Consider the following 22,153-nt stretch of genomic DNA (forward strand, 5'->3'; position numbering starts at 1 on the left):
TTTGCCGGCTAGATCGAGCAGCTTGGGTTCCCGCCTACGCGGAAACGACGGAGTGGTTGTGCAAGCGCAGCGATCCCGGATCGGCACTTGCAAAGAGCAGCGAATTCTCTGGAATCAAAGTTTCCTCCTCACCGTCGTAACCCAATTCGTTTTACCGCCTGCTCCGGCAGGCGTTTTCCATCAAGCCATCAGCCTTATCGGTGTAACGAGCCGAGGGTATTGAAAAGGACTACGTTCATGCAAAATAGTTTGTTGAAGCCACGTATCATCGACGTCGAAGCACTGGGCGCCGGCCACGCGAAAGTCGTGATGGAGCCGTTCGAGCGTGGCTATGGCCACACCCTCGGCAACGCACTGCGTCGCGTGCTGCTGTCGTCGATGGTTGGCTACGCGCCGACCGAAGTGACGATCGCTGGTGTCGTGCATGAATACTCGTCGCTCGATGGCGTTCAGGAAGACGTCGTCGACCTGCTGCTGAACCTGAAGGGCGTGGTCTTCAAAGTCCACAACCGTGACTCGGTCAACCTGACCCTGAAAAAGGAAGGCGAAGGCCCAGTCCTGGCATCGGACATCGACCTGCCGCACGACGTCGAGCTCGTCAATCCGGATCACGTGATCGCTCACCTGACCGCCGGTGGCAAGCTGGACATGCAGATCAAGGTCGAAAAAGGCCGTGGCTATGTGCCAGGTAACGTCCGTCGTCTGTCGGAAGACACCAACAAGACCATCGGCCGCATCATCCTGGACGCTTCGTTCTCGCCAGTGCGCCGCGTGTCGTACGCTGTTGAATCGGCCCGTGTCGAACAGCGTACCGACCTGGACAAGCTGATCATCAACATCGAAACGAACGGCGTCATCACGCCAGAAGAAGCGATCCGCCAGTCGGCCCGCGTCCTGGTCGATCAGCTGAACGTGTTCGCTGCCCTGGAAGGCACCGAAGCCGCTGCGGAAGCGCCATCGCGCGCACCGCTGGTCGATCCGATCCTGCTGCGTCCAGTCGACGACCTGGAACTGACCGTCCGTTCGGCCAACTGCCTGAAAGCAGAAAACATCTACTACATCGGCGATCTGATCCAGCGTTCGGAAAACGAACTGCTCAAGACGCCAAACCTGGGCCGCAAGTCGCTCAACGAAATCAAGGAAGTCCTTGCTTCGCGTGGCTTGACCCTGGGCATGAAACTCGAAAACTGGCCACCAGCCGGCCTCGAGAAGTAATCAGAGTTTTTTGTCGCACCCCGCCCGGACGCGTTGTCCAGGCGGATTAAACCCGAACCGGTCCGCGGACGTGCCTTGCAATCAAGGCACGAACGATCGAAGAACTGGCATTGAAAACACCCGAAAGGAATTACCATGCGTCACCGTCACGGCCTTCGTAAGCTGAATCGTACCTCGTCCCACCGTCTGGCAATGCTGCGCAACATGACTGTTTCGCTGCTGCGTCATGAAGCCATCAAGACCACCGTCCCAAAAGCCAAGGAACTGCGTCGCGTCATCGAACCGATCCTGACCCTGGGCAAGACCGACACCCTGGCAAACAAGCGCCTGGCCTTCGCTCGCCTGCGCGACCGCGAAATGGTCCTGAAGCTGTTCGCTGAGCTGGGTCCACGCTACGCAAACCGCAACGGCGGCTACCTGCGTATCCTGAAGATGGGTTTCCGCGTTGGCGACAATGCACCAATGGCTTACGTTGAACTGCTGGATCGTCCAGAAGTGACTTCGGAAGAAGAAGCACCGACCGCCGAGTAATCGACTGTCGTTGAAAAGACCAGGCTTCGGCCTGGTTTTTTTTCGCCTGTCGATCGAGCCTCCTCTGCGCACCTTTGGCAGCCGGTGTACCATGCCCGTGCCTTATTACAACTGACTCGACCTCCATGCCCCGATTTTCTGCACGGCACTGGCTTGCTGCCTGCCTGACGCTGTTTGCTTTTTTCACGCTGTTTGCCGCCGCGCCTAGCCGCGCCGCCGAGGAATTTCTCGATCCTGCCATCGCCTTCAAGTTCGAAGCACGCATGGCCGACCCGCAGACGGCCGAAGTCACGTACACGATCGCGCCGAAGTACTACATGTACCGCGAACGCTTCGCCTTCAAGTCGAGCAATCCTGCTGTCAAGCTGGGCGCGCCATCCATTCCGCCGGGCACCGTGAAGTACGACCAGACGTTCGAGAAGGACGTGGAAACCTACAAGGGAACATTGACGATCCGCATTCCGGTCGAGGGTGACGGCGCGTTCACGTTGACTGCCACCGGCCAGGGCTGCGCCGACGCCGGCCTGTGCTACCCGCCGCAGGATCATACCGCCAGCCTGAGCGCGGGCAAGGGCGGCGCAGCCCCACCGGCGCTGCCGATCGGCGCCGCAGCCCCGCAGGGCGGCATATCGACACCGCTGTCGTCCACGCCAATGGCAGAGAGCGCCCCGACCGCGCCAGCAGCCGCCGCCGCCATCGCCACCTCGCCAGCCCCAGCAGGACCACCAGCACAATCCGACCTCTCCAACATCGCCGGCATCCTCGGCGGCGGCAGCCTGCTCGCCATCATCCCCGCGTTCATCCTGCTGGGCCTGGGCCTCGCGTTCACGCCATGCGTGCTGCCGATGGTGCCGATCCTGTCGTCGATCATCGTGGGCGAAGGCAAGAACGTCAGCCGTGCGCGCGGCTTCCTGCTGTCGGTGACGTATTCGCTGGGCATGGCGATCGTCTACACGCTGCTGGGCGTGGCCGCAGGCCTGGCTGGCGAGGGCCTGGCCGCAGCCCTGCAGAATCCGTGGGTGCTGGGCACCTTCGCGCTGCTGATCGTGGCGATGTCGCTGTCGATGTTCGGTTTCTATCAGTTACAACTTCCAGGCGCATTGCAGACCAGTCTGAGCAATGTGTCGAACCGCCAGCAGTCCGGCAAGCTGGCCGGCGTGTTTGCAATGGGCGCCATTTCGGCGCTGATCGTCGGCCCCTGCGTGGCCGCGCCACTGGCCGGCGCGCTGGTCTACATCAGCCAGACGCGCGATGTGTTCCTGGGCGGCGCGGCGCTGTTCTCGATGGCGGTGGGTATGAGTATTCCGCTGCTGCTGGTGGGCGTATCGGCCGGCTCGCTGCTGCCGCGCGTGGGTGCGTGGATGGAGTCGGTCAAGCGCCTGTTCGGTGTGCTGATGCTGGCCATGGCGATCTGGCTCGTTTCGCCCGTGATCCCGCCGGTCGCGCAGATGTTGCTGTGGGCCGCGCTGCTCTTGGGCTACGGCTTTTATCTGCTGCGTCACACGCGCCACTGGGCGTCGATGGCGTTTGGCGCCGCGTTCGCGCTGATGGGCGGCATGCAACTGGTGGGCGTGGCCAGCGGCGGGCGCGATGCGTTCGCACCCCTGGCGCACCTGAGCGGCACGCCGCAGCATCACGGGCTGGTGTTCACCCGCATCAAGACGGTGGACCAGCTCGACGCGGCCCTGGCCGCCAATGCCGGCAAGACCGTCATGCTCGACTTTTATGCGGACTGGTGCGTGTCGTGCAAGGAGATGGAAAAGTTCACGTTTGTCGATCCGAAGGTACAGGCCAAGCTGGCCAATACCGCGCTGCTGCAGGTCGACGTGACGGCCAACGATGCGGCCGACAAGGCGATGCTCAAGCGCTTCGGCCTGTTCGGACCGCCGGGCATCATCCTGTTTGACGATCAAGGCAAGGAGATTGCCGATAGCCGGGTGATTGGCTACCAGAATGCAGAGAAGTTTTCGACGTCGCTGGAACGTCTGGGACAATGAACGCCGGCGGCGTGGGCCGCCGGCTTCAGGTGAGGCAAGCGATTATGCGTTGGCGCGATGCTGCTGATGATGACGCCCGCCCTTGCGGTGCTGGGCCTGCGCATCGAACGTCTTGCGCTGCTCTGGCGTGAGTACCGCGTAGAAGCTGTTCAGGGCGGTGAGGCGCGATTCCATCTTCGCGATGCGCGCTTTCTGCATCGCGATCTGCTTTTCCATGCGCTGCGGCGCGCTCAGGCTGGCCCAGGCGGCGCGGTCGCCGCGGCCGGCACGCTCACCGTGCTTTACAGGCGCGCGGCTGGCGACGAATGCATCCCAGGCCGGTTTTTGCTGGGCCGTCAGGTTCAGCGATGCCTGCAGCTTGGCCTGATGCTCGGCGCGCTTCTGCGCCATCTTGGCATGACGCTCGCCCGCCTTTGCTTGCCACTCGGCCTTCTTGGCCAGGCGTTGTTCCGCCGTCAATGTCGATGCCTGGCGGCCCTCGGCCGGGGCGGCGCTCTGGGCCTGGGCACCGACGGTGGCGCCGAACAGGCCGGCAGCGGTGAAAGCGATCACGAGGTGTTTGCGAAGGGTGTTCATGGTAGGTCCTTTGTGTGAGAGTCTGGTGAAGTGCATCCGAAACGCTCGCTGCACAGGACCCATCCTGGGTCAAAACTGTAACCACGGGATTTCCCCTGCCGGGCACTTTGTATCCATATGTTTCGCGCCTGTCGGCATATACACAGCGATACAAATACTTCCGCCGGTCTTGTCATAAATTCGGATAATTGCGGTTATGGATAATCCCTCTACGATTCTGATCGTCGACGACGACCGCGACATCCGCACGCTGCTGGCCGACTACCTCGAGTCCAACAGCTACCGGACGCTCGGCGCCGCCGACGGCACCGCGATGTGGAAGACGCTCGACGAAACGCGTCCCGACCTCATCGTGCTCGACCTGAACATGCCCGGCGACGATGGCCTGACGCTGTGCCGCAAGCTGCGCGCCACCTCGAGCCTGCCCGTTATCATGCTCACCGCCCGCAACGAACCGCTCGACCGCATCCTGGGTCTGGAAATGGGCGCCGACGACTACCTGCCGAAACCGTTCGAGCCGCGCGAGCTGCTGGCGCGCATCCGCAGCGTGCTGCGCCGCTCGCACGCGATGCCATCGAACACGCCATCCGAAAACGTGCAGCAGATGCGCTTCTCGGGCTGGACGCTCGACCTGACTGCGCGCCACCTGCTCAACCCGGACGGCATCGTGATCATGCTCTCGGGCGCCGAGTTCCGCCTGCTGCGCGTATTCCTCGAGCACCCGAACCGCGTGCTCAATCGCGACCAGCTGCTCAACCTCACGCAGGGCCGCGACGCCGATCCATTCGACCGCTCGATCGACATCCAGATCAGCCGCCTGCGCCAGAAGCTCGGCGAAGACGCGCGCATGCCACAGATTATCAAGACCGTGCGCAACGGCGGCTACGTGCTGGCCGGCCAGGTCACCGTGGAGCCGGCGGCGTGAAAGCCTTCTTCGGGTCGATGACCGGGCGCGTGTTCCTCACGCTGCTGCTGGGCATTCTGACCTCGGCCGCGCTGACGCAACTGGCGGCCGACTACCAGCGCCTGCGCGACTTCGAAAACCAGCGCGATGCGCACGTGCTCGAACGCGCCGAGCAACTGATCATGGCCACCGAGATCGTCCCGGCGTCGGCCCGCTCGATCTACCTGGATGTCGCCAACCGCCCGGGCCTGCAGCTCCAGGTGGGCGACATGCCGCCGGACGCGGCGCCCCTGACGCCGTTTGCCGCGTCGCTGGCCAAGCGTCTGGGCAAGGGCTATCTGGTTGCCTCACGCGCCACGCGCCCGACTGCCTGCGGCGTCGTCCAAACGCAGCCCGTGATGTACGGCTTGCTGAGCATGAAATGGGAAGGCGCCTGCGAGTCGATCGATGTGCGGCTGCGCGATGGCGCCGAACTGCAACTGTCGGTGTTGCCACCGCGGCTGGTCGGTGAGGATGTCGACACGAGCATCATCCTCGGGATGTTCCTGGTCAGCATCGCGGTGCTGGCGTACTTCGTGGCACGCATGACCGCGCGCCCGTTCAAGCAGCTTGCGCAAGCTGCGCAAGACCTGGGCCAGGACATCAACCGCGCGCCGCTCGACCTGGTCGGCGCGATCGAGATCCGCCAGGCCAGCGCTGCCTTCAATGCGATGCAGGCGCGCATCCGCCAGTACATCTTCCAGCGCACGCAGATGCTCGCTGCGATCACGCACGACCTGCAAACGCCGCTCACGCGCATGCGCCTGCGACTCGAGAAGGTCAGCGACACCGAACTGCAGGACCGCCTGATCGGCGACCTGTCGGCGATGCAGGAAATGGTGCGCGAAGGCCTGGTGCTGGCGCGCAGCATGGACACGACCGAGACGATGCAGATGCTCGATCTCGATTCGCTGCTCGAAGCCGTGTGTGCCGATGCGACCGATGCGGGCCAGACCGTGACGCTGGCCGGCAAGGCCTCGATCGCGGTGCTGGGCCGGCCGATCGACATGCGCCGCTGCCTGGTCAACCTGATCGACAACGCGGTCAAGTACGGGCGCGATGCACGCGTCTGCGTCGACCGCACGAATGGCACCGCGCGCATCCGTATCCGCGATAGCGGACCGGGCATTCCGCGCAGCGAGCTGGTGCGCGTGTTCGACCCGTTCTACCGCGTGGAGACATCGCGCTCGCGAGAATCGGGCGGCACCGGCCTGGGCCTGACGATCGCACGCAATATCACGGAGCAGCACGGCGGCAGCATCAGCTTGGCCAACCATTCGGAAGGCGGCCTGGAAGTGACGCTGATGCTGCCCACGTATTACCCGAACAAATAGCAAAAAAAACCAACAAGCAAAATAAAGCCGTAACGACAGTGTGGGACAATGCGCGCGCGCAATGACCACATCAACAAGCAGGATCACCAGGCAGCATTACTGAGAGAGCCGTCGGCACTGGCGGCAAGGGACAAGCATGAACAAGAAGAATGTCGGCGTCATCGCCGTCGTGGCGGCGCTGGTCGTTGCCGGCGGCTGGTACTTCAATCAGGGCCATGAGGCCAAGGCACAGGCGCCAGGCGCCAAAGGTCAGGGCGGCGGCCAGCCACCGGTGACCGTCAACGTGGTCAAGCCCGAGCGGCGCGACGTCGGCGTCGAGCTGTTCGCTAACGGTACCGTCACGCCGGTGCGCACCGTGAACCTGCATCCGCAGACCGTCACCACCATCCGCAAGGTCCATATCCGCGAAGGCCAGTTCGTCAAGGAAGGCGAACTGATGTTCTCGCTCGACGACCGCGCCGACCAGGCCAATGTGGCGCGCGCCGAAGCGCAGGTGGCGCGCGACCGCGCCACGCTGGCCGACCTGGACCGCCAGTACAAGCGCAGCCAGGAGCTGGTATCGCAGAACTTCCTGGCCCAGAGCGCGCTTGACTCCCTGCTGAGCCAGGTGGAAGCCCAGCGTGCGCTGGTGCAATCGAACCAGGCCGCGATGCGCGCCACCCAGGTGAGCGCCAGCTACACCTCGATCCGCGCGCCGATGTCGGGGCGCGTGGGCGCCATCGATGTCCATCCGGGCGCGCTGGTGCAGATGACGACGTCACTGACCACCGTCACCCAGCTCGACCCGATCAATGTCTCGTTCACGCTGCCGGAATCGACGCTCGGCGCGCTGCTGGGCGCCCAGAGAGCCGGCAATGTCGACGTCCACGTGACGAGCGGCGCCGACGCGAAACCGGTCGCCGGCCGTCTGAGCTTCATCGACAACGCTGTCGATGCGCAGGCCGGTACCATCCGCGTCAAGGGCGAGTTCTCCAACAACAACACCAGCCTGTGGCCCGGCCAGTACGTGACCGCGCGCGTGGTCGTGCAAACGCTCAAGGACGCCCTCGTGATTCCGCAGACGGCGATCATCACGTCGACCAACGGCACGTTCGTCTACGTGCTCGCCGAAGGCAACTCGGCGCGTCAGGTGCCGGTCAAGCGCGTGTATGCGTTTGGCGACCACGCCGCCGTCACGGGTTTGACCGGCGCCGAGCAGGTGATCACCGAAGGCAAGCAGAACCTGCGGCCGGGTGGCAAGGTGCGCCTGGCGCAGGCGGCCAAGCCGGCCACCGACAAGCCGGCTTCCACCGCGCAACCCAAGCAGGGTGAGCAGGCATGAACCTGTCCGAACTGTGTATCCGCCGGCCCGTGATGGTGGTGCTGCTGTCGATCAGCCTGGTGCTGGTGGGCATCTTGTCGTACATGAAGATCCCGGTCGCTGCACTGCCGAGCTATAACACGCCGGTCATCAACGTTTCGGCCAACCTGCCGGGTGCGAGTCCCGAGACGATGGCCTCGTCGGTGGCGCTGCCGCTCGAGAAACAGTTCTCGACCATTGCCGGCATCAAGCTGATCACGTCGAGCAGCACCCAGGGCGATACGAATATCACCCTTGAGTTTGACACCGCGATCGATGTCGACAAGGCCGCGGTCGACGTCCAGGCGGCGCTGCTGGTCGCGCAGCGCCGGCTGCCGCTCGAGATGACGGAACTGCCGGCCTACCGCAAGGTCAACCCGGCCGACGCCCCGATCCTGTTCATGCACCTGACGTCACCGTCGATGGACTTGTCGGAGCTGAACGATTACGCAGAGAATCTGATTTCGCCGGCGATCTCGACCGTGCAGGGCGTCTCGCAAGTCTCGATCAACGGCGGCAAGCGCTTCGCCGTGCGCGTGCGCGCCAAGTCCGACCTGATGAACGCGCGCAATATCTCGATGGATGAGCTGGCGGCAGCACTGCGCGCGGCCAACTCGAACACGCCGCTGGGCATCCTCGATGGTCCGACTCAGGCGCTGACGATCCAGGGCGGCGGCCAGCTGATGAAGGCGGCCGACTTCGCCAACCTGATCGTTGCCACGCGCGAAGGCATGCCAGTGCGCCTGCGCGACATCGCCGACGTCCAGGACAGCTACCAGTCGGTCAAGGCCATGGGTAGCCTGAACGGCGAGCGCTCGATCTCGCTGATGGTGCAGCGCCAGCCCAATGCCAACACGGTCGAGGTGGTCGACGCCGTGCGCGCGCTGATTCCGCGCTTCGAAGGGCAGTTGCCGGCCTCGATCAAGATCGAGCTCGTCAACGACCGCTCGCTGTCGATCCGCGAAGCGATCCACGACGTCAATCTGACGCTGCTGGGCACGGTAATGCTGGTGATCCTGGTGATCTTCCTGTTCCTGCACCGCGCGGCCGCCACGTTCATCCCGGCGGTGACGGTGCCGATCTCGCTCTTGGGCGCGCTCTCGTTGCTGTACTGGCTGGGCTATAGCCTCGACAATATTTCGCTGCTGGGCATCACGCTGGCCGTCGGTCTGGTCGTCGACGATGCGATTGTGGTGCTGGAAAACATCGTGCGCCACATGGAGATGGGCAAGAAGCCGATGCATGCCTCGCTCGTCGGTGCGCGCGAAATGGGCTTTACCATCATTTCGATCTCGATTTCGCTGGTGGCCGTGTTCATCCCGATCTTCTTCATGCCCGGCGTGATCGGCCTGCTGTTCCGCGAATTTGCCGTGATCGTCGGCCTGGCCGTGATGGTCTCGGCCATCGTCTCGCTGACCCTCGTGCCGATGCTGTGCTCGCGCCTGCTCAAGGATGGTGGCCACGTCGATCCGAAGGACATGTCGTGGATCGGCCGCCGGTTCGAAGCCATGTTCACCAATGTGCGCAACGGCTATGGCCGCACGCTCGACACCGCGCTGCGTCACCGCTTTCTGGTGTTGATGCTGGCGCTGGGTACCTTCGTGCTGACCGCCGTGCTGTACATGACGATGCCGAAGGGCTTCTTCCCCGAAGAAGACATCGGCCAGATCCGTGTGAACGTCGAAGCGTCCGAAGACACGTCGTCGGTCGCGCTGGCCGAACTGCAGGGCAAGGTGGTCGACATCGTCCGCGCCAATCCCTACGTGCAGGACACGACCTCGTTCAGCGGCGGCGGCAATACGGGCCGCATGTTCCTGGTGCTGAAACCCCGCGGCGAGCGGCCACCGATGGACCTCGTGATCGACGATTTGCGCAAGGCCACGCGCGCTGTGCCGGGCGTGCAGGTGTTCATGTCGCCCCAGCAAAACCTGCAACTGGGCGGACGCCAGAGCAAGGCGCGCTACCAGTACACGCTGCAGAGCGTGTCGGGTGGCGAGATCGGCGGCTGGGCCGAACGGTTCCTGGAAGGCATGCGGCAGGATGCGCGCTTCCGCGACGTCAACAGCGACTCGCAGAACAAGTCGCTGCAAGCGACGGTGGACATCGACCGCGACAAGGCTGCGCTGCTGGGCCTGGAAATGGACGATATCCGTACCGTGATGTATGCGTCGTTCGGCGAGCGCCAGGTCTCGACCATCTACTCGACGGCCGCCAGCTACTACGTGATCCTGGAAGCGGCTGCCAGTGACCGTTACTATGATGAAGCGCTGTCGCGCGTATCGGTGCGCAGCAAGTCGGGCGATCTGGTCAAGCTGTCGAGCATCGCCACGGTGCGCCGCACGGTCGGTCCGCTGCAAGTGAATCACCAGGGGCAATTGCAGGCGATCACGCTGTCGTTCAACCTGGCGCCCGGCGTGCCGCTGGGCGACGCCACCGCCGCCATCGAACAGATGGGCACGGCGATGAAGTTGCCGGCCTCGGTGATTGCCACGTATGGCGGTGACGCGGCCGTGTTCCAGGACACGCAGTCGAGCCAGTTGATCCTGATCCTGACGGCGATCGGCGTCATATACGTGCTGCTGGGCGTCTTGTACGAAAGCTATATCCACCCGCTGACCATCCTGGCCGGCCTGCCGTCGGCAGCGGTTGGCGCGCTGCTGACGCTGTGGATCTTCGACAAGGACCTGACGCTGATCGCGATGATCGGCATCCTGATGCTGATCGGTATCGTCAAGAAGAACGCCATCATGATGATCGACTTCGCGCTCGATGCGCAGCGCACGCTCGGCATGAGCCCGCAAGAGGCGATCCGCGAAGCGTGCATTCTGCGCTTCCGGCCGATCCTGATGACGACGCTGGCCGCGCTGATGGGTGCGCTGCCGATCGCGCTCGGTATCGGTGCCGGCGCCGAGCTGCGCCAGCCGCTGGGCTTGGCGGTGTGCGGCGGCTTGATCTTCTCGCAAGTCATCACGCTGTACATCACGCCGGTCATCTATCTGTACCTGGACCGTTTCAGCGGCACTGGGCCGATGACGGACGAACAGCTTGCGAAGGCCGACGATGTCGCGGTTGCCCAGCATGCTTAACCTTGGAAACATTTGGTAACAACCATCAACGCCAGCAGCGGGGCAGTCCGCTCGCTGGCGTGATGCGTTGGTACTCTAAAACGGTTAGACTGCCCTCTCTGCTGTTTTCTTAGACGTCGCTTCCAGGATACCGATCTACCTTGCGTGACCATCCCCACTCCTACGATCAGGACAGCGAAGTTTGCTCCCACTGCGGACAGCCACTGGTACGCCCGGGGCCGCATTACGAGCGCGAGGGCTCCAAGCGCGGCGGCCTGATCGGCACGATCGTGCTGCACTTGCTGCTGCTCGCGATCTTCATCTTCAAGCCGCCCGAAAAAGAGCAAAAGACAGCGCGTCCGGCGTCGGACCGCGAAACCGACGTCTTTTTTGTCCAGCCGCTGCAGCAGCCGACCAAGGCGCAGCGCGAGCAAAAGCCCAAGCCGGCGCCGAAGCCAACGCCCCGGCAAGAAACGCCGCGGCCAACGCCGCCGGAGCGCGTCATCGTCAAGCGCCTGCCCGACACGATCACGATTCCCGACGAAAAGCCGGTCGAGCGCAGGCCACCGCCACCACAGCCGCCGCAGCCAAAGACCGAAGTCCCGCCCGACATGGACATGGCCGCCTACGTCAAAGCCCAACGCGAGCGCCGTGGCGCGCCGACCGGCAGCGAAGTGGAGACGCCGGAAAGCGACGCCGTCCGCGGCAACCGCAACGCGCTGGCGAACATCGCCGCGATCAACGGCCGCGGCCGCGACGACAGCAACGAGTCCGGTGGCATCTTCTCGGTGTCGAACAAGACGTTCAACACGATGGACCTGAAGTTCCGCGGCTGGAACCCGAGCTTCAAGCGGCGCTGGCTGACGGCGGTAACGGTGGAGCAGGGCAGCGCACGCGACATCGAAACAGCCGTCATCAAGAAAATGATCGAGCTGATCCGCAAGGAAAAGACCGGCGACTTCGAATGGGATTCGCACCGCCTGGGCCGCGTGGTCAAGCTCAGCGCCCGACCCGCAGACGAAGCGCGCCTGACCGAGTTCCTGTACAAAGAAATGTTCCCGGAATACCGCCCGCCACCGGGAGGCTGATGAATGTGGCAAAAAAAGCCGGGGTCAGGTCTGACATTCGGACACGACCTCGACAGTAGAGCAGTCGGAGATCGAAAAAAGCGGGGTCAGGTCTGACATTCGGACACGGCCTCGACAGTTTGGCAGTCAGGACTAGCTTGCACCGGGCCATGCCGATACTGGGCAAGACACCGTTAGATGTGGAAAAGGCTGAGCTCGTGTCCGAATGTCAGACCTGACCCCAGCTTTGTCGTAAAAAACCGTGCCATGGCACGGTTTTTTGTTGGGTGTGCGGGTGTTTAACCTGCCTTCAATTTCCGGGCAATATCCAGCGCGAAGTATGTCAGCACGCCATCGGCGCCGGCGCGCTTGAACGCCATCATCGATTCCATCATGACCTTGTCATGGTCGAGCCAGCCATTGAGCGCGGCCGCCTTCAGCATCGCGTACTCGCCGCTGACCTGGTAGGCAAACGTCGGCACCCTGAACTCATCTTTCACGCGGCGCACGATGTCCAGGTACGGCATGCCTGGTTTCACCATCACCATGTCGGCGCCTTCGGCCAGGTCCAGCGCCACTTCGCGCAGCGCTTCGTCGCTGTTGGCCGGGTCCATCTGGTACGTGTTCTTGTCGGCCTTGCCGAGATTGGCCGACGAGCCGACCGCATCGCGGAACGGGCCGTAGAACGCGGACGCATACTTGGCCGAATACGCCATGATGCGCGTATGGATATGGCCCTGCGCCTCGAAGGCGGTGCGGATCGCGCCGATGCGCCCGTCCATCATGTCCGACGGCGCCACGATGTCCACGCCGGCGTCGGCGTGGGTGAGCGCTTGCTTGACCAGCATCTCGATCGTCTTTTCATTGACGATATAGCCGTTCTCGTCCGGCAGGCCGTCCTGGCCGTGGGTCGTGTACGGGTCGAGCGCGATGTCGGTGATGATGCCCAGTTCGGGGAAGTTGCGCTTGAGTTCGCGGACCACGCGCGGCACCAGCCCGTCGGGGTTCGTTGCTTCGACACCATCGTAAGTCTTCACCGACTGGTCGACCAGCGGGAACAGCGCCAGCGCAGGAATCCCGAGCGCGACGCATTCTTCGGCCACTTTCAGCAGCAGGTCGAGCGAAACGCGGGCCACGCCCGGCATCGAGCCGACTTCCTGGCGCACGTTCTGGCCTTCCAGCACGAACACGGGATAGATCAGGTCGGACGCGGTAATCGTGTTCTCACGCATCATGGCGCGGGAGAACGGGTCGCGGCGCATGCGGCGCGGCCGGGCCGCCGGATAGGCGGAAGTGATGATGCTCATCGAGTGGCTCCTTGCAGGATCAGGCGGAGGTTTGATCGTCGTCCGCCGACGGCGCGCCAGATTCGTCGTGCTCTTCTTCTTCCTCACCTTCGTACTCACCGGCAACGCCATCCAGCCCGGCCAGCTCGAGAATCTTGGCATCGGCTTCTTCGATGCCGATGCGCTTGAGCGCCGAGAACAGCTGCACCGTGAACGGGAAGCCAACGCCATCTTCATCGACATAGCTTTCGAGCACGCCGCGCGCTTCGCGCAGGGCATTGGTCGATTCGTTGCGGTTGAGCTTATCGGCCTTGGTCAGGATGCAGTGGATCGGCTTGCCGGTGGGGGCGAACCATTCGAGCATCTGGACGTCGAGGTCGGTGAACGGACGGCGCGAATCCATGATCAGGATGAGCGCAGCGAGCTGGTCGCGGCGCTGGACATAGTCGCCCAGCAGCTTTTGCCAGTGCAGCTTGGCCGTGCCCGACACTTCGGCGTAGCCGTAGCCCGGCAAGTCGACCAGCAGCGCTTCGATTTCATCAACGCGAACCGCATCCTTGCGGTGCTGGCCCACGTGGGCGCCGCCAATCGAGAAGTAATTGATGTGCTGGGTACGACCCGGCGTCTTGGACGCGAACGCCAGACCCTTCTGGTTCGTGAGGATATTGATGGCTGTGGATTTGCCGGCGTTGGAGCGCCCGGCGAAGGCGATTTCCGGCACATTGGTGTCGGGGAGGTCGCGCAACTGATTCACGGTCGTAAAGAACCGGGCTTGCCATAATCTGGACATGGGGGGAAGAGGGTAAGAGGACTACGAAATGGCGTTTGAGAAACAAAGCTATTGTACAATAAGGGGTTGATTGCTGCCTGCCAGCCCCATGGCCCAAGCAATCAGGGCGCTGCACTGAACCTTCAATTATTGACTTTTTCAAGGTGCTAGTATGAACCGCTTGTCGTCCCCCCTGCTCAAAACATTGTTGGTCACACTAACTGTTTTCGGGGGACTCCCGGCGGCAACAGCAGCGGCGCCCGCTGCAGCGCCCGCAGTCAAGGCCGATCCGGCCCGGGGCGGCGCGCTGTACGATGCGGGCGATCCCGCGCGCGGCCTGCCGGCGTGCGTCTCGTGCCATGGCGCGGCGGGCAATTCGTCCATCGTTGCCAATCCCAAGCTGTCGGGCCAGTTCGCCAGCTACACGCACAAGCAACTGATCGATTTCACGACCCCGAACCGCCAGCAGCCGATCATGACGCTCTACGCCAAGATGCTCACCGAGGCTGAAAAGAGAGACATCGCGGCCTGGCTGGCGGTGCAGGTGCACAAACCGGGCGCAGCCAAGAACAAAGACACCGTTGAACTGGGTCGCAAGATCTATCGCGGTGGCATCGCCGAGCGTGGCGTGGCGGCCTGTGCCAGCTGTCATGGCGCCAACGCCAGCGGCATCCCCGCCCAATATCCGCGCCTTGCAGGCCAGCATCAGGATTACACTACTGCCCAGCTCGAAGCATTCAAGAGCGGCACCCGCGCCAACAGCCCGCAAATGACCACGCTCTCGCAGCGCATGTCGACGGCTGAAATGCGCGCGGTGGCCGACTATATCGCCGGCTTGCGCTAAGAGACTCTACGATCTCGCATAAGCAATATTGAACGCAGGAAGGACGGCAGCAACGGGCTGACCCCCTTCCTGCAAGCGGCTACCCGCCGCGCAGGAAGAAAGTTGTAAAGCATGAGCACCACCGGAATTGAACTGAACACCCAACGCCGTGGTCTGGCCGAGGCGGTCGAACTGATCTCATCGATGCGGTTTGCGATCAGTCTTCTCACCATCATCTCCATCTCGTCGATCATCGGCACCGTGCTCAAGCAGGCTGAGCCGATGTCGAATTACGTCAATCAGTTCGGTCCATTCTGGTTCGAGATTTTCAACAAGTTCGGTCTGTACAGCGTGTATTCCAGCTGGTGGTTCCTGGTGATCCTGGTGGTGCTGGTGATGTCCACCGGGCTGTGCCTGATCCGCAACGCGCCGAAAATGATGCGCGACATGCGCAGCTGGCGCGAAAACGTGCGCTTCGATTCGCTGCGCAACTTCCACCACAAGCTCGAATGGCAGGCGCCGCTGGCCAAAAGCGCGCTGGCCGAGCAGAGCGCGCTGCGCCTGCGCCACGCCGGCTACGCCACGAAAATCGTCGAGAAGGACGGCGGCACGCTGGTCACGGCCAAGAAAGGCGCGGGCAACAAATTCGGCTACATCTTCGCGCACTCGTCGATCATCGTGATCCTGGTGGGCGGCACGCTCGATTCGGACTTGCCGGTGCGCATCCAGCAGTGGCTGTTCAACAAAACCCCATTCACCGGCAGCGGCGTGATCGCCGACATTCCGGCCCAGCACCGCCTGGGCACGGGCAACCCGACCTTCCGTGGCAACACCGCCATTGCCGAAGGGCAGGCCAGCCGCACTGCGATCCTGAACCAGCCGACAGGCGTCCTGGTGCAGGAGCTCCCGTTCTCGCTGCAGCTCAAGAAATTCCATATCGAGTTCTATTCGACCGGCATGCCGAAACTGTTTGCCAGCGATGTGGTCGTGCGCGATCTGGAAAACGGCCACACGTTCGAATCGACCATCAAGGTCAATCACCCACTGATCTACAAGGGCATCGCCGTCTACCAGTCGAGCTTTGACGATGGCGGCAGCAAGCTCCGGTTGACGGGGTACCCGATGAACGGCGCCGCCAGCGCCAGTTTCCCGATCGAAGGCGAAGTCAACGGCGCCACCGAACTGAAAATCGGCGGCGAGACCTATGCGGTCGAGTGGTCGGGCTTCCGTCCGTTCAACGTCGAAAACATCAGCCAGGGCAATGACGTGCGCGCGGTGAGCAAGGGCAAAACGTTCAACGAACAGTTCGCCGCTACGCTGGGCAAGGCCTCGGGTTCGGCTGCCAATCCGGACGCCACGAAAGACCTCAAGAACGTCGGCCCCAGCGTGCAATACAAGCTGCGCGACGCCAGCGGCCAGGCGCGCGAATTCATGAACTACATGCAGCCGATGACGCTCGATGGGTCGCAGGTCTATCTGGCCGGCGTGCGCGCGAACCCGTCTGAAAGCTTCAGCTTCCTGCGCATTCCCGTGGACGAGCGCTATGGCGTTGGCGACTGGATGCGCCTGCGCGCGGCGCTGGCCGATCCCGAAGCACGCGCCGTGGCGGCACGCCGCTATGCCGCGCGGGCGCTGGGCGGCAACCAGGGCAGCGCGCTGGCTGGCCAGTTGCAGGAGTCGGCGGCGCGCACGCTCGTCATCTTTGCCGGCGGCGACGGTCGCGGCGGCTTCGTTGGCGTGGCCCAGTTCCTGGAAAAGATTCCGCAGGCCGAGCAGGAGAAAGCAGCCGGCATTTTCATGAAGATGCTTAACGGCACCCTGTGGGAGCTGTGGCAAGTGGCGCGCGAAAAACACGGCGACGCCGCGGCCGCGCCAACGGACGCCAATGGCCGCTTCCTGCAACTGGCCACCAATGCGTTGTCGGACAGTTATCTGTACGGCGCGCCGGTCTACCTGCAGCTCGACGATTTCACCGAAGTGAAGGCCTCGGTGCTGCAATTGACGCGCTCGCCGGGCAAGAACGTGGTCTACTTCGGCTGTGTCCTGCTTGTCTTGGGCGTGTTCGCGATGTTCTACATCCGCGAGCGGCGTGTCTGGATCTGGGTGCGCGACGTGCCCGGTAATCCTGAGGCTGGCGCCGAGGCGCTGATGGCCATGAGCACGCAGCGCAAGACGCTCGATTTCGAGCGCGAGTACGAAGACTTGTCAGTAAAGCTGCCACAACCGGCGTAAGCTGCGCGGGCCTGGAGAAAACAATGGAACTGTCACAACCAAAGACTGGCGCCCCGGCGCGCTCGACCGACCAATATCAGGAAGCGCCCGGCTATTTCCGCCGCCTGGGTGCGCTCGACTGGCTGTACGCGCTTGCCCTGTGCGCTGCAGCACTGTTCGCGCTGAACCGGTACGGCCATTTCATGGACATCTATGAAGAGGTGATCCTGGTGTGCACGGCGCCCGTGTTTGCCGTGCTGGGCTGGTATTGGAAGCCGATGCGCTGGCTGCTGCCGCTGGTCGCCGTGCTGTCGCTGGGCGCCATCGCGCTGTACGACGGCAACCTTGCCGCTGCCGAGCAGAAATTCTTCCTCAAATACATGCTGTCGAGCCAGTCGGCCATCCTGTGGATGAGCGCGCTGTTCGTGTTCTCGACCGTGTTCTACTGGGTTGGCCTGGTAAGCCGCGGCAAGTTCGGCGGCGGTGTGGGTGCTGCGCTGTGCTGGGCCGCGGTCGTGATCGGCGCGGTCGGCATGATGGTGCGCTGGTACGAGTCGTACCTGATCGGCCCGGATGTCGGCCACATTCCGGTGTCGAACCTGTACGAAGTGTTCATCCTGTTTGCCATCATCACCGCGCTGTTCCACCTGTATTACGAAGAACACTACGCCACGCGCCAGCTGGGCCCGTTCGTGATGCTGATCATCGGCGCCGCCGTCGGCTTCCTGCTGTGGTACACGGTCTCGCGCGACGCTGCCCAGATCCAGCCGCTGGTGCCGGCGCTGCAGAGCTGGTGGATGAAAATCCACGTGCCGGCCAACTTCATCGGCTATGGCACCTTTGCGCTGGCCGCGATGGTCGCGTCGGCCTATCTGCTCAAGTCGCACGGCATGCTGGTCGACCGCCTGCCTTCGCTCGAGGTGCTCGACGACGTGATGTACAAGTCGATCTCGGTCGGTTTCGCGTTCTTCACCGTCGCCACGATCCTCGGCGCGCTGTGGGCCGCTGAAGCGTGGGGCGGCTACTGGTCGTGGGATCCGAAAGAGACGTGGGCGCTGATCGTGTGGCTGAACTACGCGGCGTGGCTGCACATGCGCCTGATGACGGGCCTGCGCGGCCGTGTCGCGGCCTGGTGGGCGGTGGTCGGCTTGCTGGTGACCACGTTCGCCTTCCTGGGCGTGAACATGTTCCTGTCGGGCCTGCACTCGTACGGCGAGCTGTAAAGACGGGCGGGCGCTGACCCGATAGTGTTGGCCGCCTAACGCAAGCTTAAGGGAACTTCGTGTAATGTGAAGCTTCCCAAGCTCGCGAGGCCAGCCATGCTCTTCAAACGCAATCCCAACGGACTCGATCTTCCGTACCCTTCCGAAATCACGCCGCAAGAGATTTATACCGGCCGGCGTGAATTCATTACCCGCATGGCCGCCACGGCCGCTGTCGGCAGCGGCGTCTGGGAGATGGCCAACCGCGAAGCCTTTGCCCAGACCGCTGGCCAGAAACTCGCGGCGCGCGCCAATGTGGCGCTGTCGACCGATGAAAAGCAGACCCCGTTCAAGGACGCTGCCGGCTACAACAATTTCTATGAGTTTGGCCTCGACAAGGGCGATCCGGCCGAGAACGCGCACACGCTGCGTACGCGGCCCTGGACCGTGCGCATTGAGGGTGAGGTCAAGAAGCCCCTGACACTCGACATCGACAGCCTGCTGAAACTCGCGCCGTTAGAGGAACGCGTGTACCGCCTGCGCTGCGTCGAAGGCTGGTCGATGGTCATTCCATGGGTCGGCTATTCGCTGTCGAACCTGCTCAAGCAGGTGGAACCGACCGGCAACGCCAAGTTCGTCGAATTCACGACACTGGCCGACGCCAAGCAGATGCCAGGTCTTCGTAGTGGCGTGCTCGACTGGCCGTACGTTGAGGGTTTGCGTATCGACGAAGCCATGCACCCGCTGACGATGCTCACGATGGGCATGTATGGCCAGGTGCTGCCGAATCAGAACGGCGCGCCGGTGCGCCTCGTCGTGCCATGGAAGTACGGTTTCAAGTCGGCCAAGTCGCTGGTGCGCATCCGCCTGCTCTCACGCCAGCCGAAGACCGCATGGAATGACATGGCGCCGCGCGAATACGGCTTCTTCTCGAACGTGAATCCGAACGTGGACCACCCGCGCTGGTCGCAGGCCAGCGAGCGTCGCATCGGTGAATCGGGCCTGTTTGCACCAAAGCGCAAGACCCTGATGTTCAATGGCTACGACCAGGTGTCGTCGCTGTATACCGGCCTGGATCTGAAGCGTTATTTCTGATGGCAGGGTTGAACAGCAAACAGATCGGGTGGGTCAAGGCGCTGGTGTTCGTATTGGCATTGATCCCCTTCGCGCGCCTGGTGTGGGGCACCGCCAGCGGCAGCTTTTCGGATCCACTGGCGGCGATCACCAAGGGCAGCGGCGAATGGGCGCTGTACTTCCTGTGCATCACGCTGGCGGTGACGCCGCTGCGGCGCCTGACCGGCTGGAACTGGCTCGTCAAGCTGCGCCGCATGATCGGCCTGTTCATGTTTTTCTACGCATTCGTGCACTTCACCGCGTTCCTGTGGTTTGACCACTTCTTCGACGTGCCGGCAATGCTGGCCGACGTCATCAAGCGCCCGTTCATCCTGGTCGGCTTCATCGCCTTCGTGCTGCTTATCCCACTGGCGGCAACCTCGACCAACGCGATGATCAAGCGCCTGGGTGGCAAGCGCTGGCAGTGGCTGCACCGCCTGATCTACGTGATCGCACCGCTGTCGATCCTGCACTTCTGGTGGATGAAAGAGGGCAAGAACGATTTCGCCAGACCGATCATCTTCGGATCGATCATCGCGCTGCTGCTGGGGTTGCGGGTGTTCTGGCACTTCAGGCGCAAGCAGCAAGCCGTGCGCGCCTGAGCAGCGGGGGGCAGAACAGCGGGGGTCAGGTCTGACATTCGGACACGACCTCGACAGTCTCTTGGTCGGAACTAGCTGGTACCGCGCAATGCTACTGCTGGCAGGAAAGATTGGAACTGGCTAAAGCTGAGGTCGTGTCCGAATGTCAGACCTGACCCCGGCTTTTTTTTATTTGATGAGCGTTTCGAGCGCGAAGGTCTCGGCGGGTGTTTCGCGGCGGCGTACCAGGTGGATGGTGTCGCCGTCGACGATCACTTCGGCTGCGCGGCCGCGCGTGTTGTAGTTCGACGCCATTGTCATGCCGTAGGCGCCGGCCGTCATCATGGCCAGCAGGTCGCCGGGTTCCAGTGCCAGCTCGCGCTCGCGTGCCAGCCAGTCACCCGATTCGCAGATTGGTCCCACGACATCCCACATCAGTGCTTCGCTCTCGCGCTGCGTTACTGCCTGCAGGCCCATCCAGGCTCCGTACAGCGTCGGACGCATCATGTCGTTCATCGCAGCGTCAACGATGCAGAAGTTCTTCTCGGCGCCAGGTTTGAGGTATTCCACGCGCGTGAGCAGCACGCCGGCCTCGGCGACGATCGAGCGGCCCGGCTCGAAGATCACCTTGAGTGGCTGGCCGTCGTACTTTGCTGCGCGCCAAGCGTCGATGCGCGCGAACAGGCGGCCGAGGTAGTCGCCCACCGGCACTGGCGGCGCGTCGCCGGCCACGCCGTAGTCGACGCCGATGCCGCCGCCGATGTCCAGGTGGTGCAGGTGGATGCCTTCGGCGTGCAGCGTGTCGATCAGGTCGATCAGTTTGTCGAGCGCTTCGAGCAACGGTGCGTCGTCCAGCAGCTGCGAGCCGATATGGCAGTCGATGCCGACCACGTCCAGGTGCGCCAGTGCGGCGGCTGCGCGGTAGGTGTCGAGCGCTTCATCGAACGCGACGCCGAATTTATTGGCCTTCAGACCGGTGGCGATGTACGGGTGGGTCTTGGCGTCCACGTTCGGGTTCACGCGCAGCGAGACCGGCGCGCGCATGCCGAGTTTGCCGGCCACGGCGTTCAGGCGGTGCAGTTCGGGGATCGATTCCACGTTGAAGCACAGGATGCCTTTTTCGAGCGCCAGCGTCATCTCGGCCTCGGTCTTGCCCACGCCCGAGAAAATGGTCTTGCCAGGATCGCCGCCGGCAGCGATCACGCGCAGCAGTTCGCCGCCCGAGACGATGTCGAAGCCTGCGCCCTGGCGCGCCAGCAGGTCGAGCACGGCGAGGTTCGAGTTGGCCTTCATCGCATAGCAGACCAGCGCGTCGCGGCCGGCGCAGGCGTCCTGGTAGGCGTTGAAGTTCTCGAGCAGCGTGGCCTTGGAATAGACATAGGTCGGCGTGCCGAACTCATCGGCGATGGCGGACAGGGAAACGCCTTCGGCGTGCAGCACGCCGTCCTGGTACAAGAAATGGGGCATAGGGTGGGAACGAAGGTGGAAGCGGACGGTTAGCGGTACGGCGCCGGGGTGGACGCATTGTTCGACGGGACGGGCTGGGCGGGCTGGTCGACGACGACCGGCACGGGCCTGGCAGGTGGGTTGGGCATGTACAGCGGGCCGGTCTGGCCGCAGCCGGCCAGGGCCGAGGCGAGCAGCGCAGCGCCGAAAGGAAGCGCGAGGGAGGACTTCACGATTAGAATCAAGGTTTGATTAGCAGATTTGGAGTGTAGCATGACCGAAACCGAATTTTTGGACCTGGCCGACCTGACCCTGAAACGGATCGAAACCGCCTTCGATCGCCTGAACGACGAAGACATCGTCGACGTCGAGTGCAAGCGCAGCGGCAACGTGCTCGAAATCGAGTTCATCGACAACGGCACCAAGATCATCATCAACAGCCAGGCGCCGCTGCAAGAGATGTGGCTGGCCGCACGCTCGGGTGGCTACCACTACAAGCGCGTGGGCGACGAATGGCGCAACACGCGCGACGACAGCGAGTTCTTCGCGGCGCTCGGGCGCTATGCGAGCGAGCAGGGCGGGGCGCCGGTCAACCTGGTGTAACGCGATCTCGCACTAAAAACAAAGGCGGCCATTGGCCGCCTTTGTCGTTTCA

The 22,153-nt window shown here is 63.2% G+C and carries 19 protein-coding genes; 14 read left to right on the forward strand and 5 right to left on the reverse strand.

Features of this window, described 5'->3' with window-relative positions; all coding sequences use genetic code 11:
* The first annotated feature begins 237 nt into the window (after positions 1 to 237).
* The 3 genes from AC56LW_RS16095 (at position 238) to dsbD (ending at position 3,743) form a co-directional block, all read left to right on the forward strand.
* Entirely contained in the window at positions 238 to 1,215 is a 978-nt protein-coding gene (locus AC56LW_RS16095; protein WP_332530665.1) for a DNA-directed RNA polymerase subunit alpha, read from the forward strand.
* A gap of 135 nt (positions 1,216 to 1,350) precedes the next feature.
* A complete protein-coding gene (gene rplQ, locus AC56LW_RS16100) occupies positions 1,351 to 1,746 on the forward strand; it encodes a 50S ribosomal protein L17 (RefSeq protein WP_183554222.1) in 396 nt (131 codons plus the stop codon).
* A gap of 125 nt (positions 1,747 to 1,871) precedes the next feature.
* On the forward strand, positions 1,872 to 3,743 hold the full coding sequence (gene dsbD / locus AC56LW_RS16105) for a protein-disulfide reductase DsbD (RefSeq protein WP_499635960.1): 1,872 nt from the start codon (positions 1,872 to 1,874) through the stop codon (positions 3,741 to 3,743).
* A 42-nt stretch (positions 3,744 to 3,785) separates the two neighbouring features.
* On the opposite strand, the gene AC56LW_RS16110 is transcribed toward dsbD, so the two are convergent.
* Positions 3,786 to 4,319 carry a Spy/CpxP family protein refolding chaperone gene (locus tag AC56LW_RS16110; RefSeq protein ID WP_332530663.1) on the reverse strand — a complete coding sequence of 178 codons (534 nt, stop codon included), beginning with the start codon at positions 4,317 to 4,319 and terminating at the stop codon, positions 3,786 to 3,788.
* A gap of 196 nt (positions 4,320 to 4,515) precedes the next feature.
* Here AC56LW_RS16110 and AC56LW_RS16115 point away from each other — a divergent pair, with 196 nt between their 5' ends.
* The 5 genes from AC56LW_RS16115 (at position 4,516) to AC56LW_RS16135 (ending at position 12,088) form a co-directional block, all read left to right on the forward strand.
* On the forward strand, positions 4,516 to 5,244 hold the full coding sequence (locus AC56LW_RS16115) for a response regulator (protein WP_183554216.1): 729 nt from the start codon (positions 4,516 to 4,518) through the stop codon (positions 5,242 to 5,244).
* A complete protein-coding gene (locus AC56LW_RS16120) occupies positions 5,241 to 6,596 on the forward strand; it encodes an ATP-binding protein (RefSeq protein WP_332530661.1) in 1,356 nt (451 codons plus the stop codon). Before AC56LW_RS16115 ends, AC56LW_RS16120 begins: the two co-directional genes overlap by 4 nt.
* A gap of 136 nt (positions 6,597 to 6,732) precedes the next feature.
* The gene (locus AC56LW_RS16125) at positions 6,733 to 7,917 is read left to right on the forward strand and encodes an efflux RND transporter periplasmic adaptor subunit (protein WP_499635964.1); all 1,185 of its coding nucleotides are present in this window, start codon (positions 6,733 to 6,735) and stop codon (positions 7,915 to 7,917) included.
* The gene (locus AC56LW_RS16130) at positions 7,914 to 11,021 is read left to right on the forward strand and encodes an efflux RND transporter permease subunit (protein WP_499635966.1); all 3,108 of its coding nucleotides are present in this window, start codon (positions 7,914 to 7,916) and stop codon (positions 11,019 to 11,021) included. Before AC56LW_RS16125 ends, AC56LW_RS16130 begins: the two co-directional genes overlap by 4 nt.
* Before the next feature lie 140 nt (positions 11,022 to 11,161).
* Positions 11,162 to 12,088: a hypothetical protein gene (locus tag AC56LW_RS16135; RefSeq protein WP_332530658.1), complete on the forward strand. Its 927-nt coding sequence runs from the start codon at positions 11,162 to 11,164 to the stop codon at positions 12,086 to 12,088.
* A 278-nt stretch (positions 12,089 to 12,366) separates the two neighbouring features.
* Here the strand turns inward: AC56LW_RS16135 and hemB are convergent, their stop codons facing one another.
* Entirely contained in the window at positions 12,367 to 13,374 is a 1,008-nt protein-coding gene (gene hemB / locus AC56LW_RS16140) for a porphobilinogen synthase (protein WP_183554206.1), read from the reverse strand.
* 19 nt (positions 13,375 to 13,393) lie between these two features.
* Complete coding sequence (gene yihA / locus AC56LW_RS16145; RefSeq protein WP_499635969.1) at positions 13,394 to 14,143, reverse strand: ribosome biogenesis GTP-binding protein YihA/YsxC; 750 nt, start codon at positions 14,141 to 14,143, stop codon at positions 13,394 to 13,396.
* A gap of 151 nt (positions 14,144 to 14,294) precedes the next feature.
* Here yihA and AC56LW_RS16150 point away from each other — a divergent pair, with 151 nt between their 5' ends.
* From AC56LW_RS16150 to msrQ, 5 genes are all read left to right on the forward strand, one after another.
* Positions 14,295 to 14,966 (forward strand): c-type cytochrome, encoded by a 672-nt coding sequence (locus tag AC56LW_RS16150; protein WP_499635971.1) that lies wholly within the window; start codon positions 14,295 to 14,297, stop codon positions 14,964 to 14,966.
* Between the two features lie 111 nt (positions 14,967 to 15,077).
* Complete coding sequence (locus AC56LW_RS16155; protein ID WP_499635974.1) at positions 15,078 to 17,177, forward strand: cytochrome c biogenesis protein ResB; 2,100 nt, start codon at positions 15,078 to 15,080, stop codon at positions 17,175 to 17,177.
* Between the two features lie 23 nt (positions 17,178 to 17,200).
* Complete coding sequence (gene ccsB / locus AC56LW_RS16160; protein ID WP_332530653.1) at positions 17,201 to 18,379, forward strand: c-type cytochrome biogenesis protein CcsB; 1,179 nt, start codon at positions 17,201 to 17,203, stop codon at positions 18,377 to 18,379.
* Positions 18,380 to 18,475: 96 nt separating this feature from the next.
* On the forward strand, positions 18,476 to 19,453 hold the full coding sequence (gene msrP / locus AC56LW_RS16165; protein WP_258837186.1) for a protein-methionine-sulfoxide reductase catalytic subunit MsrP: 978 nt from the start codon (positions 18,476 to 18,478) through the stop codon (positions 19,451 to 19,453).
* Positions 19,453 to 20,073: a protein-methionine-sulfoxide reductase heme-binding subunit MsrQ gene (msrQ, locus tag AC56LW_RS16170; RefSeq protein WP_499635976.1), complete on the forward strand. Its 621-nt coding sequence runs from the start codon at positions 19,453 to 19,455 to the stop codon at positions 20,071 to 20,073. The genes msrP and msrQ overlap by 1 nt, the downstream gene beginning before the upstream one ends.
* Before the next feature lie 168 nt (positions 20,074 to 20,241).
* On the opposite strand, the gene lysA is transcribed toward msrQ, so the two are convergent.
* Entirely contained in the window at positions 20,242 to 21,519 is a 1,278-nt protein-coding gene (gene lysA, locus AC56LW_RS16175) for a diaminopimelate decarboxylase (RefSeq protein WP_499635979.1), read from the reverse strand.
* A 29-nt stretch (positions 21,520 to 21,548) separates the two neighbouring features.
* Positions 21,549 to 21,731: an LPS translocon maturation chaperone LptM gene (lptM, locus tag AC56LW_RS16180; protein ID WP_332530650.1), complete on the reverse strand. Its 183-nt coding sequence runs from the start codon at positions 21,729 to 21,731 to the stop codon at positions 21,549 to 21,551.
* Positions 21,732 to 21,771: 40 nt separating this feature from the next.
* On the opposite strand from lptM, the gene cyaY reads away from it, so the two are divergent.
* A complete protein-coding gene (gene cyaY, locus AC56LW_RS16185) occupies positions 21,772 to 22,101 on the forward strand; it encodes an iron donor protein CyaY (RefSeq protein WP_258837190.1) in 330 nt (109 codons plus the stop codon).
* Positions 22,102 to 22,153 lie beyond the last annotated feature (52 nt).

This window comes from Telluria sp. LT2P80, from assembly GCF_059685955.1.